The following is a 16585-nucleotide window of genomic DNA, read 5'->3' as shown; positions in this document are numbered from 1 at the left end:
TCCATGCCCTCATTACCAGCGCAATCCCGGTAAGCCACACCAAGAGGTCTTGGACATCCCATCCGCCTCAGCTATGGCCGCCGGAGGGGTGCAGCCGGCCATGACCGCGCCAGTCACCTCGCTTGCGCAGAGCAGGCCCGAAACAAGATGCCATGACAGGACGTTCCATGACCGCATATCCCAACACGCAACTCTTCATCGACGGCGCCTGGTGCGACAGCCAGTCCGGCAAGACGATCGACGTGGTAAACCCGGCAACCGAAGAGGTCATCGGCACCGTCGCCCATGCCGGCATCCCCGACCTCGACAGCGCGCTGGCCGCCGCCGAGAAAGGCTTCGCTGTGTGGTCCGCAACCCCGGCCTTTAACCGCTCAAAATTGATGCGCAAGGCCGCGGACCTGTTGCGGGAACGCGCCTCGGACATCGCCGTCCACATGACGCTGGAACAGGGCAAGCCACTCACCCAATCGAAATTGGAGGTACTGGGCGCTGCAGACACCATCGACTGGTTTGCCGAGGAAGCCCGCCGCACCTACGGCCAGGTGATCCCGGCTCGCGCAAACGGCGTCATCAGCATGACCATCAAAACGCCTGTAGGCCCCGTCGCCGCCTTCACGCCATGGAATTTCCCGCTGAACCAGATCGTCCGCAAGCTGTCTGCCGCGCTGGCAACCGGATGCTCGATCATCGTCAAGGCACCCGAAGAAACGCCCGCCTCACCTGCCGGACTGATACAGTGCTTCATCGACGCGGGCGTGCCGGAGGGTGTGGTTGGCCTCGTCTACGGCATTCCCGCCGAGATCTCTGAGTATCTGATCCCACACCCGGTAATCCGCAAGCTGACCTTCACCGGCTCCACCCCGGTCGGCAAGCACCTCGCCTCCCTTGCCGGTCTGCATATGAAGCGTGCAACGATGGAACTCGGCGGTCACGCTCCGGTCATGGTCTTCGACGATGCCGACATCGACACCGCGCTGGCGCAGATCGCGCCGCACAAGTACCGCAACGCCGGTCAGGTCTGCGTCTCGCCAACCCGTTTCCTCGTCCAGGAGAAGGTCGCCGACAAGTTCACCGAGGGCTTCATCGCCGCCTCAAAGGACCTGAATGTCGGTGACGGTATGGAAGAAAGCACCCAGATGGGCCCCCTCGCCAACGAGCGTCGTATCCCTGCAATCGAGGGGATGATCGCTGATGCGGTGGAACATGGCGGCGCGCTTGCCACCGGCGGTAAGAGGATCGGAAACAAGGGCTACTTCTTCGAGCCCACGGTGCTGACCGACGTGCCGACCAGCGCGAAGATCATGAACGACGAACCCTTCGGCCCGGTTTCCGTAATAAACCGCTACGGCTCACGCGACGAGATCCTCGCGGAGGCGAACCGCCTGCCCTTCGGTCTTGCCGCCTATGCCTACACGACCTCCTCGGCCAACGAGCAGGCACTGCGCAGCCAGGTGCAGGTGGGCATGCTGACGATCAACCACCTCGGCCTCGCCCTGCCGGAACTGCCCTTCGGCGGCATCCAGGATTCCGGCTACGGCACCGAGGGTGGTTCGGAAGCGGTCGAGGCCTATCTCGACACGCGGCTCGTCACCTCGATGAATGCCTGAAAACCGAAGGGCCGGTCTCCGGACCGGCCCATCTGGTACCCGCGGCCGGATTCGAACCGGCACGGCCTTTCGGCCTAAGGATTTTAAGTCCTCTGTGTCTACCATTCCACCACGCGGGCCCGGCGCGGACCATAGCGGTGGCAGTCACGGGCGGAAACCGCAAACTTGCCGGTACAAACCGTTTCGCACCTTACAACCCGCCTTCCTTCACCGTCTGCATCGCCACGTGGGTCGAGGTGTGCGCGACATGCGGCAGCGTCGAAATATCCTCCGCCAGCACGCGCCGGTAGCCGGCCATGTCAGAACAACGCACCTTCAATAGATAATCGAAACTCGCCGCCAGCATGTGGCACTGCTCGATCTCGGGCACCTTACGCACCGCCGCGTTGAACGAGGCCAGCGCCTTCTCTCGGGTGTCGTCCAGCTTTACCTCGACAAAGGCGACGTGATCGCGCCCGATCCGGATCGGATCCAGCATCGCCCGGTACCCGGTTATCACCCCCTCTCGCTCCAGCCGTTTCAGCCGCGCCTGTGTCGGTGTCTTCGACAGACCGATCCGCGCAGCTAGATCGGTAATACTGATGCGGCCATCGGCGGTCAGCGCATCCAGAATCGCATGATCGAAGCGGTCGAGTTGAGGAAGATCATTCGGCATGGATAGCACCGGAGAATTGGACGAATTCACCAAGATATGCCGGAGATAAGGAGAAATACCAAGGCCCGACTGCGCTACTCTGGCCGGAAAGGAGCCTCGCCCATGACGCTGACCGCCCTGCGCGACCGGATCGACGCCGCCACCTACTCCGACGAGGACGCGACCCTCTCCCGTCTGATCGCGACGGCAGATCTGGACGACAACGCCCGCCACCGCATCTGCACCCGCACCGCGCAGCTGGTCCGCGACATCCGCGCCTCTGCCCGTCCCGGATTGATGGAGGTTTTCCTCGCCGAGTATGGCCTGTCCACCGACGAGGGTATCGCACTGATGTGCCTCGCCGAGGCACTGCTCCGCGTCCCCGATGCCGACACCATCGACGCGCTGATCGAGGACAAGATCGCCCCCGCCGACTGGGGCCGCCACCTCGGCCATTCCTCCTCCTCGCTGGTCAACGCCTCGACCTGGGCGCTGATGCTGACGGGGCGCGTGCTCGATGACCGCCAGCCCGGCGTTGCCGGTGCCCTCCGTGGCGCAGTCAAGCGACTGGGTGAGCCGGTAATCCGCAAGGCGGTCGGCCGCGCGATGCGCGAGATGGGGCGGCAGTTCGTGCTGGGCGAAAGTATCGAGGCGGCGATGGAACGCGCCAAGGGCATGGAAGCAATGGGCTACACCTATTCCTACGACATGCTGGGCGAGGCCGCCCGCACCGACGCCGACGCGCAACGCTACTTCGATGCCTATGCGCGCGCCATCACCGCCATCGGACGAGCGGCGAAAGGCGATATCCGGGACACTCCCGGCATCTCGGTCAAGCTCTCCGCCCTGCACCCGCGCTACGAGGAAGCCCAGCGCGACCGAGTGCTGGCCGAACTCACGCCCCGCCTCGCCGCACTTGCGAAGCAGGCCGCTGACGTCAACATCGGCCTCAACATCGACGCAGAAGAGGCCGACCTCCTGTCACTGTCCCTCGACGTGATCGAAGCGGTCCTGCGGGACGAAGGCCTCGCCCAGTGGGACGGATTCGGCCTTGTGGTCCAGGCCTACGGCCCCCGAGCCCTACCCGTTATCGATTGGCTCCACGGACTTGCCGAAACCCTCGACCGCCGCTTCACGCTCCGCCTCGTCAAGGGCGCCTACTGGGACAGCGAGATCAAGCACGCGCAGGTGATCGGCGTCGACGGCTTCCCCGTCTTCTCCCGCAAACCCGCCACCGATGTCTCCTACATCGCCTGCGCCCGCCGCCTGCTGACGCTCACCGACCGCATCTATCCGCAATTCGCCACCCACAACGCCCACACCGCCGCCGCCATCCTCGAAATGGCCGATAGCCGCGAGACATGGGAATTTCAGCGCCTCCACGGCATGGGAGAGCGCCTGCATGACCTGCTGATGCAGGATCCCGGCGCCCGCTGCCGCGTCTACGCGCCGGTCGGCGCGCATCGCGACCTGCTCGCCTATCTCGTCCGGCGCCTGCTGGAGAACGGCGCTAACTCGTCCTTCGTGCACCAGATCGTCGACGCTTCGGTACCCCCCGAAACTGTCGCCGCCGATCCATTTACCGCGCTGGATTCCACCCCGGTCCGCGTCCGCAAAGGACCGGAGATCTTCCTCCCTGACCGCAGCAACTCTAAAGGCTGGGATCTCGCCCACCGCCCTGCGCTAAAGACGCTGAACAAGGAACGCGACGCACATCGCGCCACGCCATTCGCAGCCGCCCCGATCCTGGCAACGGACGCACTTCCACAGGGCAACGACGAGCCGCAATGCAACCCTGCCAACCCGGACGACCTGGTCGGCCACGTCAAGAACGCCACACCGGACGAGGTCGAAGCGGCCCTCGCCCAAGCCCGCCCGTGGGAGGCCCCGCTGGAGGAACGCCAGCGCATCCTGATCCGCGCAGCCGAGCTCTACGAGGAACACCATGCCCGCCTCTTCGCTATCCTCGCACGCGAGGCTGGCAAGTCGCTTCCCGACGCCATCGGAGAGCTGCGCGAGGCTGCCGATTTCCTGCGCTACTACACCGAGCGCGCCGCCGACCTCGACCGCCCGGCCATCGGCACCTTTACCTGCATTTCGCCCTGGAACTTCCCGCTCGCGATCTTCACCGGACAAATCGCGGGTGCCCTCGCTTCCGGAAATGCCGTGCTCGCCAAGCCCGCCGAACAGACCCCGCTGATTGGCCATGCAGCCATCGAACTGCTCCATGAGGCGGGCGTGCCGCGCCACGCCCTGCAATTCCTGCCGGGCAGCGGCCCTGTCGTCGGCGCCGCCCTTACCTCCGATACGCGTGTAAACGGTGTCGCCTTCACAGGCTCCACCGAAACCGCGCAGGCGATCCGCCGCGCCATGGCGAAGAACCTTACCCCAGGCGCCCCCTTCATCGCAGAAACCGGCGGCATCAACGCGATGATCGTCGACTCAACCGCCCTGCCCGAACAGGCCGTCCGAGACGTCCTCGCCTCCGCCTTCCAGTCCGCCGGCCAGCGCTGCTCGGCGCTCCGTTGCCTCTACGTGCAGGAGGATATCGCCGACAGCTTCCGCGCTATGCTCTTCGGCGCGATGGATACCCTGATGCTCGGCGACCCGTGGCACCTGGCAACGGATGTCGGACCGGTCATCGACGCAGAGGCGAAGAACAGCATCGACGCCTATATCGCAACGGCACGGGACCAGAACCGCATCCTGCACCGCCTGAATGCCCCCGCATCCGGCCATTTCGTCCCGCCCACCGTGATCCAGGTGCGCGGTATCGCCGATATCGAACGGGAAGTCTTCGGTCCCGTCCTGCACATCGCCACCTTCAAACCGGAACAACTCGACACGGTCCTGCAGGACATCCGTAATTCCGGCTACGGGCTGACATTCGGGCTCCACACCCGCATCGACGACCGCGTGCAATACGTCACCGAACGCCTCTCCGTCGGCAACGCCTATGTGAACCGCAATCAGATCGGCGCAATCGTCGGCTCGCAACCCTTCGGCGGCGAAGGACTTTCCGGTACCGGCCCAAAGGCTGGCGGACCGGAATATCTGGCCCGCTTTACTGCATCCGAGAGGGTAAGCTTTCCAGCCGACCGCGGCGACAGTCTTCCGCTTCAGACGGCACAGTCCCGCATCGACGCAGCAATTCAGGCGGTTAAGCCGATCGAAACCGTCAATCTTCCCGGACCGACCGGCGAGTCAAATCGCCTGACCCGCGTCGCCCGTCCACCGCTTCTCTGCCTCGGGCCGGGTGCACAGGCTGCCGAGAACCAGCTACAGGCCATCGAGCGTCTCGGCGGCACCGGCATTGCATACCCCGAGACACTGGCACCTGGGGATCTGACTGATCTTCAAGGCTTTTCCGGCGCCGTCTGGTGGGGCGACGATGGCACTGCGCGCAGCTTCGCTATGGCGCTTGCAGAGCGCGCCGGACCGATCCTGCCACTGATCACCGGGGCGCTCACCGCGCCGGACGTGCAGCTTGAGCGCCACCTCTGCATCGACACCACGGCGGCAGGCGGAAATGCCGCGCTTCTGGCAGAGGTATCAGGCGCTTGACCTTCCGGCGCCAGCCCCCAAGTTAGGCGCCATGTTTCCGATCCGCGATCACAACCCGTCGCAGAAGACACCCTATGTCACTTACGCGCTGATCGTGGTGAACATCGCTGTCTTTCTCCTCACGCTGCCGGCGATGTCCGACAATCGCGAGTCGATGAACCTGCTCTACCACTGGGCAATGATCCCCGCCCGCATATCCGAGGGCGAAGCGTTCTACACGCTGCTCACGTCCGCCTTCCTGCATGGCGGCGCCATGCACATCTTCGGGAACATGCTGTTCCTGTGGATCTTCGGCGACAACATGGAGGAGCATTGCGGCCGTGTCGGTTTTCTTGCCTTCTACGTGGCCTGTGGCGTCGGTTCGGGCCTGATCCACTATCTGACGGCCCCCTACTCCACCGTGCCCACCGTCGGCGCGTCCGGCGCGATCGCCGGGGTGATGGGAGGCTACCTGCTCCTTTTTCCCAAGGCGCGAGTGGACGTTCTGTTCATCTTCATCATCATCTTCAAGATCTTCCCGATACCGGCCTGGATCATGCTCGGCTTCTGGCTGGGCCTGCAGGTGGTAAACGGGTTCGGCACCGATGCGTCGGTCGCCGGAGTCGCGCATTGGGCCCATGTCGGCGGCTTCGCGATTGGATTTCTGCTGACCCTGCCGGGCTGGCTCAGACTCGGCGGAACCGGTTTCTGGAACCGTACGCACGGTCATCCCGACCATGAGCCAGTGCCCTACAAGTTGCAGCGCAGCAGCATTCCCCGCGTCAGCAGGAACCGCCGATGACCGAACAAAGGAAACTCAGCTGCCATTGCGGCGCCGTCGAACTGCGTATTCGCCCCAGTCAGCCGCTGACCGACGCCAAGCGCTGCGATTGTTCCTTCTGCCGCCGACGCGGTTCGCCGATGCTGTCGGTGCGGCTCGACGACCTGGAGGTCGTCCGTGGCGCAGACAAGCTTACGCTTTACACTTGGGGCACGGGCACCGCGCAGCATTACTTCTGCTCGGTCTGCGGGATCTACACCCATCACCGCCGCAGGTCCGACCCCAGCCAGTACGGGGTGAACCTCGGCGCCATCGAAGGCGTCAATCCTAGGGAAATCGGCGAATTCGCTTGGACCGACGGCGTCAACCACCCGTCCGACCGCAAACCCGTCTGACCGGATCAGCGGTCGCTGCGGATGACCCCCGCGAACTGGTCGAAGATCCGCTCGTTGCCACAGATCAGAGCGCCGTCTTCCAGAAGGTCGCCGCCCGGTGTAAGCGGTTCGATCAGCCCGCCCGCCTCGCGCACGATGACGACGCCCGCCGCCACGTCCCACGAATGCAGCCCGCGCTCCCAGAAGCCGTCCAGGCGCCCTGCCGCGACGTAGGCCATGTCCAGCGCCGCCGCACCCCAGCGCCGGACACCGGCGCAGACAGGCAGCAGGCGACCGAGGTCGCGCAGTGACGCAGGCAAGTTCGCACTGCCGCCGAACGGCAGGCCCGTGGCAAAGATCGACTCGATCATCCGGCTCCGGTTCGACACCCGCAGCCGGGTTTCGTTCATCCAGGCGCCGGCCCCCTTCTCGGCCACGAACATCTCGTCCTTCGCAGCGTCGAAAACCACCCCGGCCACGACCTCGCCTTTGAATTCCAGCCCTATGGAAACAGCCCAGTGCGGCAGCCCATGCAAAAAGTTCGTGGTCCCGTCCAGCGGATCCACGATCCAGCGCCTGGTCGGGTCCTTGCCCTCCTCGGCGTCGCTTTCCTCGGCCGCCCAGCCATAGTTCGGCCGCGCGCCCATCAGTTCCTCACGGATGATGGCCTCGGCCGCGATGTCGGCCCTGCTGACGAAATCGCCCGCGCCCTTCATCGAGACCTGCAGGTTCTCGACCTCGCGGAAATCCTTGACCAGCGACCGCCCCGCCTTGCGCGCGGCCTTGATCATGAGGTTGAGATTGGCACTGCCCTGCATTGTTCCGGCTCCTGTTAAGTCGCGCGCGACATAGGCCAGCCGGAGGCAATTGCCAAGGGCGGCTTAACCCTACAGCTGGCTGAATGCCCCGCCCCGAAGGTGCCAATGGGCAAACGCGATCTTGTCCCGCACCCGCTGTGACAGCACGAACGGGTAGACATCCGGCAGATCAAGCCCACGGTTCACGTGGTTCACAGCGATCGAAACGGCCACGGCCTCGCTGATCAGACGCTCGGTATCCACCTCTGCATAGGCATCGTATCCCGGGGGCGGCCCCTCGGGCAGTGACAGTCCGGCGGCCGCCGCACAGTCAAGCAGATCGACGAGGTGCAACAGATGCGCAATGGTCTCCGCCCAGTCCTCGTGCGGGTGTGCGCTTGCATAGCTGGTGATGTATTCGTCCCCGGCTTCCTTCGGCGCCGCGTAATGTGCCTTCAGCGCCTCGCCGTAATCCGCCCGCTCATCGCCGAACATTTCGCGAAATGCGTTGAGGAACTCCATTCGTTCCGCCAGCCGCAAAAACAGGAAATGCGCCGTTTCATGACGCATATGGCCCAGCATGGTCCGGTAAAGCTCGCCAAGATTTTCCTGTCGCTCCGCCAGCACCGCGTCGCTCGCTTCCGAGACGTTGATAGTAATCGTGCCCTGCGCATGGCCCATCGTCACGTCGGCCTCACCCGCCGCTGTCTGCTCCGACAACAGCTTGAACACCGGGCGCGCACCTTCGTCCGCAGAGGTGAACCACCCCCATCGCCCGAGGTTGGCCAGCATCCACCTTTTGGACAGTTCGGTCGCAGTCCAGAGCGGCAGGTTTGCCGGTTCGCCAAGGTCCGGCACGGTTTCTGTCATCGCACAGGACCGGCACAGTCCGCCACTTTCCGCAACCCAGTTGCAGCCGATCTCGGCCCGGTTCTTGCAGAACGCGCCACCAGTCTGCATCACCTGCCGCTCGGGATCGAACGTTACCTCCTGGCCGCAACTGCAGGCAGTGTTATGAAAATAGACCCGCGAGCTGCAGGTCGGGCATCGGAAAATCTGCATGAAGGCGACTCCTGTCTTGCGCCCTTAACTCGGGAGTGCGATCCCGGTTCCATTTTCGATTTCGCGGGTCGGCAAACTTCCTGTCGCACCGCTGTCAGCCAAATGGATGCGGGCCCAACCGCAATTGGACCTCGTCTGCGCTCACTCAAGCAAGGCAGGCTCGCCGCGCTGCAGCTTCATAGGAATTGTCCGTGCCAGTTTCAGAAGATGCGCCATGAAAGGTCGCGCAGTGTCCTCGCCCCGCGTCGCCGCATAAAGCCGCCGGGTCAGTCCCTTCTCTGTCAGCGGGCGCGTCACGTAGTCCGAATGGTAGCGCACTTCGCGCACCACCCAGTCCGGCAGCACTGCAACGCCGCGGTTCGATGCCACCAGCAGCAGGATCACCGCCGTCAGCTCCACCTGCCGCACCCCGCGCGGCTCTACCTTGGCCGGCGTCAGCAGCTGGCTGAACACGTCCAGCCGGGCCCGGTCCACCGGATAGGTGATCAGCATCTCGCCCCGGAAATCCTCCGCCTCGATGAACTCCTTCTGCGCCAGCGGGTGCTGTGACGAAGCGACGAAAACCGGCTCGTAGTCGAACAAGGGAGTGAAATCGACCGCATCGATCTGTTCTGGGTCAGAAGAAATGACCACGTCCACCTCTTCCCGCTTCAGAGCCGGCAATGCATCGAAAGCCAGGCCAGGACGTATATCCACGTCCACGTCAGGCCAGGCACGGCGAAACTGCTCCAGCACCGGGAACAGCCATTCAAAACAGGCGTGGCATTCGATGGCGATATGCAGCCGTCCGGACCTGCCCGATTCCAGCGCGCGAAACTCGTCCTCCAGCGCTTCGATCTCCGGCAGAATCCGCTCCGCCAGCCGCAACAGCTTCATCCCCGCCGCCGACAGGCGCAAAGGTTTGGTCCGCCGCACGAAAAGCTCGACACCCGCCTGTTCTTCCAGCCCTTTCACCTGATGTGAAAGGGCTGACTGTGTGATGTTCATCACCTCGGCCGCACGCGCCAGGCCACCCGCCTCGTGGATCGCCTTGATGGTGCGCAGATGTCGGAACTCCAGATGCATATTCCGGTCCTGCTCATAACCTTCTTGAGGATTATGAATTTGTCTCACATCGTGCCGCACCATACAACAGTCTCAACACGATTACCGGAGTCTGCCATGACAACCCCGCACCTTTCTTTCGAATTTTTCCCGCCCCAGTCCCTGGATGCGTCGTTCCGTTTGTGGGACACCGTGCGGACCCTCGCTCCGCTCGACCCGCAATTCGTTTCCGTCACCTACGGGGCCGGCGGCACCACTCGCGACCTGACTCACGATGCAGTCGCCACCATTCACAACCATTACGGCCTGAACGTCGCGGCGCACCTGACCTGCGTCGAGGCGACGAAGGCAGAGACGCTGGAGATCGCGGAACGCTACGCTCAAGCCGGCGTGACCGAGATCGTGGCACTCCGTGGCGACCCTCCGAAAGGCCAGGGCAAGTTCACGCCGAAGGCCGACGGTTTCGCCGACAGCTGCGAGCTGATCGAAGCACTGGCTGAAACTGGTAAATTCCACATCCGCGTCGGCGCATACCCGGATCCGCATCCGGAAGCCGCCGACGACAACGCGGATATCGACTGGCTGAAGCGCAAGGTCGACGCCGGCGCCAACTCCGCCATCACCCAGTTCTTCTTCGAGGCCGAGACCTTCTTCCGGTTCCGCGACCGCTGTGCAGAGGCCGGCATCGACGCCCCGATCATCCCCGGCATCCTGCCGATCGAGAACTGGAAGGGTGTCCAGAAATTCGCCGCCCGGTGCGGCGCGCAGGTTCCGGCCTGGGTTGGTGAGGCATTCGAGAAGGCAGAGCGTGACGACCGCCATGATCTGCTGGCCACCGCGATCTGCACCGAGCTTTGCTCCGACTTGATAGAGGGCGGCGTAGAGGATCTGCACTTCTACACCCTGAACAAGCCGGCCCTCACCCGCGAGGTCGCCCACGCTCTCGGGATCACTCCCAGGGTCGCCCTCCGCGACGTGGCGTAACGAAAACGCGGCGTTGCCCGCCGCGCAAGGCAGTGCTTAGGCTCCGGAACATCCCTTCCGGAGCCTTTCTCATGCCGCAATACGCCGCCCAGATTCCCGAAGAGCTCGCCACCTTCGAGCAACTCACCTCAATGTCCGGGCTCGACTTCATGCGGGCCGTTGCAAGTGGCGATATCGCCGGTCCGCCGATTGCCGGACACCTGAATTTCCGGGTCGACTCCGTGGATGAGGGTGAGGTGGTGTTTCGCGGCACACCAGAATTCGCAGCGCTGAACCCGATGGGAACGGTGCACGGCGGATGGTACGGCACACTGCTCGACAGCTGCATGGCCTGCGCCGTGATGACGATGGTTCCGAAAGGTCATGTCTACACCACGCTCGAGTATAAGGTGAACATTGTCCGCCCGATACCGGTCGGTATGACCGTCCTCGCCCGCGGCCGCGTCCAGCATGCGGGCCGTTCCACAGGCATCGCGAACGGAGAGATCACCGGCGCCGAGGATGGCCGGGTCTACGCCACAGGATCCACGACCTGCATCATCATGAAGCCCGGCTCGGCCTGAATCCGCCGATACCGCGTATCATATTCCACACAGCAAACCCTGTATCTGCCGTCGGGTCCTCCACAAGATGCGCGAAAGGGCTGGATTTGCAAATGCGCCCATTGTAGAGTTCCCGAAACTAGATTTCGGAAAAGGTGAAACCATGACGCTTGCCCCGAACGTCTATGACGCCGAACCCATCCCCGAAGCCGCCCGCGCCGAGATCGAGCGCCTTCTGACCAGCGGTGATCTCTTCCGCTACACCTCAGCCGACGACAGCCCGGTCGCCCTTCTCGAACGGGAGTTCGCCGACATGATCGGTGCCAAGTATGCGTTGGCCGTGGCTTCCTGCTCCGCCGCGCTGTTTCTCTCGCTCAAGGCGCTCGGCCTGCCCCGTGGCGCCCGTGTCCTGATCCCCGCCTTCACCTTCGCCGCCGTCCCCTCCTCCATCGTCCACGCCGACTGCGTGCCGGTGCTTGTCGAGGTTGGCGACAACTACCGCATCGACATCGCCGATTTCGAGGCGAAGCTTGATGGCGCCGACGCGGTCATGATCAGCCACATGCGTGGCCACACCTCGGACATGGATGCGATCATGGCGCTGGCCGAGGAACGCGGCCTGCCGGTGATCGAAGATGCGGCCCACTCGCTCGGCACTGAATGGCACGGCAAGAAGATCGGCACGATCGGCAAGATCGGCTGCTTCTCCTTCCAGTCCTACAAGCTCCTGAACGCCGGCGAGGGCGGCATCCTGATCACCGACGATCCGGATATCATTGCGCGCGCCGTGATCATGTCTGGCGCCTACGAGCACAACTGGAAGAAGCACAAAGGCCCGCATGGTGAGAACTCACCTGCCCTGCAGGAAGCCTTCGCCCGCTGGCAGAACCAGCTTCCGCTCTACAACACCCGCCTCGGCAACATGTCGGCGGCAATGGTACGTCCGCAGCTGGCCGAGGTACCGCGCCGCGTCCGTGACGGCCGCCAGAACCACGACTACGTCGCCGGGCAACTGAACGCCTCACCGTGGTTGACGGTGCCCAAGAAACTTGCCCCGGAAGACCGCGCCCCTGACTCCATCCAGTTCAACCTGGTCGGAATGACCGATGCCGAAGCCAAAGCCTTCCAGGACGCCGCCGCGCGCCGGGGCGTCAAGGTACAGATCTTCGGCTTGTCCACGGACAACGCCCGCGCCTTCTGGAACTGGCAGTTCCTTGGCGACCTACCAGAGCTTCCAAGGACCCGCGCTATGCTGATGCGCGCCTGCGACGCCCGCCTTCCAGCCCGGTTGACACGTGAAGACTGCGATTTCGTCGTCGAGGCGCTGGTCGGGGCCGCCGAGGATATCAAAAGCCCGGAACTGGCCTACGGCACCTGACTGGTTGACCCACAAGTCGCGCCGGGCTATCTGTCCGGCGCCGAAAAAAGGCTCACGCCGGGAAGGTCACCCGGCACGTGCTCTCCACGCGCCTTGTTAATCATCGAACCCGCGGCACCTGAACCCCAATCCGGGGCGGGTGCCGGCGCGCGTTCATGCGGCCGTTTCCTGTCCCGACAACAGGAGACGCGTATATGAAACCGCACCTGAAAATGACCCTTCTGACCACCGCAATGATGAGCTGCTTCATGTCGCTCTTCTTTTCCGGCTTCTTCACACTCCTGGCGTTTGGACCGACCGCCGCCTGGCTCGCAGCCTGGCTGCGTGGTTTCGCAATCGGCTGGCCTTTGGGCTTCGCACTGGCGATGGCCGTTGGACACCCCATTCGCAAGCTCTCGCTTCGGCTGGCAGGACTTGATCGTTGAACCAACACCTGGGCGGGGAAGTCATTCCCCGCCTTTCAGCTTTTCTCGACCCTCAACTGCCCTTCAAGCCAAGGCAGCCGCGCCAATCCCGGTGCGACGATCTTTTCCTGCAGGAGCACGCGGAGGCTCTGTGCGGTCCGCTCTGGTATATCCTCCATGACGCCCCGCCGGGCCGTCAGCGAGATACGCCGTGTCAACGGCGCCAGCGGCAGCGGCAGCACGTCCGCCTGGTCCCGGAACCGCGCAGCGTGCAGATAGCCCAGCGGCGTCAGGATCGTCCAACCCTCTCCCGCCGCGACCATCGCCATGATCGCATGGTAACTGTCCAGTTCGAACCTGTGCGACAGCCGGAAATTCTGTTGCGCCAGATGTGAGGCGATCATCCGCCCCATGTGATGCCGTTCGGTATAAAGGATCAGCGGAATACGCCGCAGTTCCGCCATCACGTCCGCATCCGCCGCGACCGATCCCTTCGGCACCGCAGCAATGAACGGCTCGGTCAGAACCGGATGCACCTCCATCCAGTTCGCTTCGCCTCCCAGTTCGGCGGCGATGATCATGTCCAGCGCACGTGTCTCCAGCTTGTCGAACAGGCGATGCGACGGGCCCGTTTCCAGCAGGAACTGACAGCCCGTCATCTCTTCGGCCATGTCGCGCAGCAGCCGCGGTGTCACCTCCGAGTCGAAGTCTTCAATCACACCCAGTCGCAGTCGCGTCAGCATCCGGGGGTCGCGGCGCGCAAGCTCGGCCCGCGCCCGTGCCGCCTCATTCAGGATCGCCTGCGCCCGCCGCAGGAACAGAGTTCCTGCCGGTGTCAGGCTCATCGGCCGTTCGTTTCGGTTGAGAAGCGCCGTGCCGAGCGCCGCTTCCAGATTAGTTAGCTGCTGGCTGACTGAGGAGGGGCTCGCACCCAGCCGTTGTGCCGCGGCTGAGATCGATGCCTCTTCCGCCGTCGCGACGAAGACCTCGATATGCCAGAGTGTTATGCGTCCTGCCGTCTCGGCCATCCCGAAGCGTCCTCGCTGCGCAATCTGACGCTACGGCCAATGCACCACTGGCGCAACGCACAGGTGAACCGGAATAGCGACATCGGGAAACATGGTAGAGCTACCAGGTTGAAAGCAATTGCTTCACGCCTACCCTCGATAAAAAAGCAACAGGCCGGTTTGCCGGCTATTGGGAAATTGCATGCTTCGCGCGCGCTGTGTAACTCTCCACCAGTGAGGGGGCCTTACACCGAGACCTGCGAGGTGGCAGTGCGGCTCTTCGGATCAATTGGGAATGTGAGTGGATTGAGTAAGCCAGGCAGCTTGGAACGGCTTTCCTACATGCCGAGAGTTCGCGCGGTGTCCACGATCGCCGCGCTTGCGCTCGCGGCATGTCTGTTACTGGTCGCGGCAATTGGTTTCAACAGGCTGATCTATCGCAACTACCTGCAGGAGTTACACCTCTCGGTAACACTCGAAATGGTCGAACTGAGGGAAGATCTGGAAAAGTCCGTTTTCGAACAGGTTCTCGCTCTTCAGCATCTCACCACTCTCATTTCGGAAGACCCCGATATCGACCAGGAAGGTTTTTCCAATGCCACCGCGCACGTGTTGGATGCGACGTCCCACACAAGGGATAGCGTCAGCGACCTGGTACTCATCGTCGCCGGAGCGCCGGATCTGGTTGTAAGGTACGCCCATCCGCTCGACGGCAACCAAGAAGTGTTGGGGTTCGACTACCGGGAACACCCGGAAAGAATGCAAAGTGTTCAGCAAGCCATCGATACCGGGATCAGCATTCTGCAGGGCGCCGTCGACCTGGTCATTGGCGGGCAGGGAATGGTTATCCGTCAGCCGGTCTTCATCGATACGGACGACACTGAAAACCCGGAACTCTGGGGCATCGTTTCGCTTGTCCTCGACCAAGACGCATTGTTCGACAGGTTGTTCAGCGAGGCCGACGCCGAGTACGATATTGCGATAGCCACCGGCAAAAATTTTGCAGCCGAGGGTGCACTGCTATTCGGCAATCCCAATGTGTTTCAACGCTCGCCCGCTATTCTGGAATTCGATTTTCCCGCAGGCAACTGGATCCTCGCCGCAACAACAGACGGTGGCTGGCCGAAATACGCCCCTCATCATCTCCGGAACTGGTTGATTTCGGGCGTTATCATCATTCTCATCCTCTTCGCGCTTGGCCGGATCATGATACTGTCGGAACGTCGCCGGATCACCGAACGCCGGTTCGAAAATGCCATCCAGGCCATGGACAGCGGCTTTTCGATGTACGATTCCGAAGGCAGGCTGATCGCCTACAATCGTAAGTACCTCGAATTCTACGATACCCTTGCGCCGTTCATACGCCGCGGCATCCACTACCGGGACCTGCTGCAAATCGCCCGGACTAAGGGCCAGCTCACCACAGACGCGGACCGCGAGACCGTCGACGGCCCGGCATTTCCAGAAGAGATAACCGCAGACGCCAATCGGGAAACGGAGCAACAACTTCCGAACGGCCGCCGCCTCCGAGCCACTGACCACGTCACCGACAGTGGCGATCTGGTGTGCCTGCGGGTGGACATAACCGAACTGAAACACGCCAAGGAGCAGGCCGAAGCCGCGAACCGGGCGAAGACGGAATTCCTGAACATCCTGAGCCATGAACTTCGGACGCCTTTGACCGTTATCCTGGGCATCTCCCGAATTTACGAAAACGTCGCCCGCCTCGACGCCTCCAGAAAGCTCATGGATGAAGCCTTCAAGCAAAGCCCTGACCTGCCCAGGATCCGGCAGCGAATTTCAGATCTCTTCGAGAACATCGAAAAGAACCTCGGCATCCAAAGCCGCTCCTGCAACCACCTGATGTTCCTTATTAATGAGATGCTCGACTTCGCCAAGATCGAAGCGGGGACCATGTCTGTGCACCTGAGCCCCTGCAACGCCCGCAACATCGTCGCCACCGTCGAGGAACAGATGCGTCCCGAGGCCGAAAGGAAAGGGTTGACGTTCGAAGTCGACTGCGACGACGAAATGGTCCTTGCCGACAAGGTCCGTACCCGACAGATCCTGCTGAACCTTCTCGGTAACGCCGTGAAGTTCACTGACAAGGGCAAGATCTCTGTCACCGTTCGCCGCGTGGGCCGGCACGTCCAGTTTGCGGTTCAGGATACCGGTATCGGCATGTCTCCCGAAGGTCTGGAGAAAGTGTTCCTGCCTTTTCTCCAGTTGGACTCCACGGACACCCGGGCACGCTCGGGCACAGGCCTCGGCCTGGCGATCTCGCTGGAACTGGCCAATGCGCAGGGCGGTAAGCTCAGCGTCGAAAGCAAACCCGGCGTCGGCAGCACGTTCGTCCTGTCGCTTAAGGGAGCAGAGTTCTTCACGCAGGACGATCCGGTCGAAACGGCCGTCGCCGGCTGAAAGATCC

At 63.0% G+C, this 16585-nt stretch carries 14 protein-coding genes and 1 tRNA gene; 9 read left to right on the top strand and 6 right to left on the bottom strand.

Features of this window, described 5'->3' with window-relative positions; all coding sequences use genetic code 11:
• Positions 1-167: 167 nt before the first annotated feature.
• On the top strand, positions 168-1607 hold the full coding sequence (locus HCO70_RS05670) for an NAD-dependent succinate-semialdehyde dehydrogenase (protein ID WP_172293883.1): 1440 nt from the start codon (positions 168-170) through the stop codon (positions 1605-1607).
• Positions 1608-1640: 33 nt separating this feature from the next.
• Here the strand turns inward: HCO70_RS05670 and HCO70_RS05665 are convergent.
• A tRNA-Leu gene (locus tag HCO70_RS05665) sits at positions 1641-1726 on the bottom strand.
• 71 nt (positions 1727-1797) lie between these two features.
• Positions 1798-2262 (bottom strand): Lrp/AsnC family transcriptional regulator, encoded by a 465-nt coding sequence (locus HCO70_RS05660; RefSeq protein WP_172293881.1) that lies wholly within the window; start codon positions 2260-2262, stop codon positions 1798-1800.
• 102 nt (positions 2263-2364) lie between these two features.
• On the opposite strand from HCO70_RS05660, the gene putA reads away from it, so the two are divergent.
• The 3 genes from putA to HCO70_RS05645 are packed head-to-tail and all read left to right on the top strand — an operon-like array spanning position 2365 to position 6960.
• Entirely contained in the window at positions 2365-5805 is a 3441-nt protein-coding gene (gene putA, locus HCO70_RS05655) for a bifunctional proline dehydrogenase/L-glutamate gamma-semialdehyde dehydrogenase PutA (RefSeq protein ID WP_172293879.1), read from the top strand.
• 31 nt (positions 5806-5836) lie between these two features.
• A complete protein-coding gene (locus HCO70_RS05650) occupies positions 5837-6586 on the top strand; it encodes a rhomboid family intramembrane serine protease (protein ID WP_172293877.1) in 750 nt (249 codons plus the stop codon).
• Positions 6583-6960 (top strand): GFA family protein, encoded by a 378-nt coding sequence (locus HCO70_RS05645; protein ID WP_172293875.1) that lies wholly within the window; start codon positions 6583-6585, stop codon positions 6958-6960. Before HCO70_RS05650 ends, HCO70_RS05645 begins: the two co-directional genes overlap by 4 nt.
• A gap of 5 nt (positions 6961-6965) precedes the next feature.
• Here the strand turns inward: HCO70_RS05645 and HCO70_RS05640 are convergent, their stop codons facing one another.
• The 3 genes from HCO70_RS05640 to HCO70_RS05630 form a co-directional block, all read right to left on the bottom strand.
• Positions 6966-7757 carry an inositol monophosphatase family protein gene (locus tag HCO70_RS05640; protein ID WP_172293873.1) on the bottom strand — a complete coding sequence of 264 codons (792 nt, stop codon included), beginning with the start codon at positions 7755-7757 and terminating at the stop codon, positions 6966-6968.
• Between the two features lie 69 nt (positions 7758-7826).
• On the bottom strand, positions 7827-8798 hold the full coding sequence (locus HCO70_RS05635) for a putative zinc-binding metallopeptidase (RefSeq protein ID WP_172293871.1): 972 nt from the start codon (positions 8796-8798) through the stop codon (positions 7827-7829).
• Between the two features lie 141 nt (positions 8799-8939).
• Entirely contained in the window at positions 8940-9863 is a 924-nt protein-coding gene (locus HCO70_RS05630; RefSeq protein WP_172293869.1) for a LysR family transcriptional regulator, read from the bottom strand.
• Between the two features lie 96 nt (positions 9864-9959).
• Between HCO70_RS05630 and metF the strand changes: the two genes are divergently transcribed.
• The 4 genes from metF to HCO70_RS05610 all read left to right on the top strand — a co-directional run bounded on the left by metF (position 9960) and on the right by HCO70_RS05610 (position 13171).
• Positions 9960-10826 carry a methylenetetrahydrofolate reductase [NAD(P)H] gene (metF, locus tag HCO70_RS05625; RefSeq protein WP_172293867.1) on the top strand — a complete coding sequence of 289 codons (867 nt, stop codon included), beginning with the start codon at positions 9960-9962 and terminating at the stop codon, positions 10824-10826.
• Between the two features lie 71 nt (positions 10827-10897).
• Positions 10898-11389 (top strand): PaaI family thioesterase, encoded by a 492-nt coding sequence (locus HCO70_RS05620; protein WP_172293865.1) that lies wholly within the window; start codon positions 10898-10900, stop codon positions 11387-11389.
• A 142-nt stretch (positions 11390-11531) separates the two neighbouring features.
• Entirely contained in the window at positions 11532-12746 is a 1215-nt protein-coding gene (locus HCO70_RS05615) for a DegT/DnrJ/EryC1/StrS aminotransferase family protein (RefSeq protein WP_172293863.1), read from the top strand.
• A 194-nt stretch (positions 12747-12940) separates the two neighbouring features.
• On the top strand, positions 12941-13171 hold the full coding sequence (locus HCO70_RS05610; protein ID WP_172293861.1) for a DUF2798 domain-containing protein: 231 nt from the start codon (positions 12941-12943) through the stop codon (positions 13169-13171).
• 35 nt (positions 13172-13206) lie between these two features.
• Here HCO70_RS05610 and HCO70_RS05605 read toward each other — a convergent pair whose 3' ends face one another.
• On the bottom strand, positions 13207-14178 hold the full coding sequence (locus HCO70_RS05605) for a LysR family transcriptional regulator (protein ID WP_172293859.1): 972 nt from the start codon (positions 14176-14178) through the stop codon (positions 13207-13209).
• Positions 14179-14481: 303 nt separating this feature from the next.
• Here HCO70_RS05605 and HCO70_RS05600 point away from each other — a divergent pair, with 303 nt between their 5' ends.
• Positions 14482-16578 (top strand): ATP-binding protein, encoded by a 2097-nt coding sequence (locus HCO70_RS05600; RefSeq protein ID WP_216665276.1) that lies wholly within the window; start codon positions 14482-14484, stop codon positions 16576-16578.
• The last annotated feature ends 7 nt before the right edge of the window (positions 16579-16585 follow it).

It is taken from the genome of Pseudoruegeria sp. HB172150, from assembly GCF_013184805.1.
GTDB lineage: Bacteria > Pseudomonadota > Alphaproteobacteria > Rhodobacterales > Rhodobacteraceae > Psychromarinibacter.
This window is presented reverse-complemented; position numbering and strand designations above follow the sequence as displayed.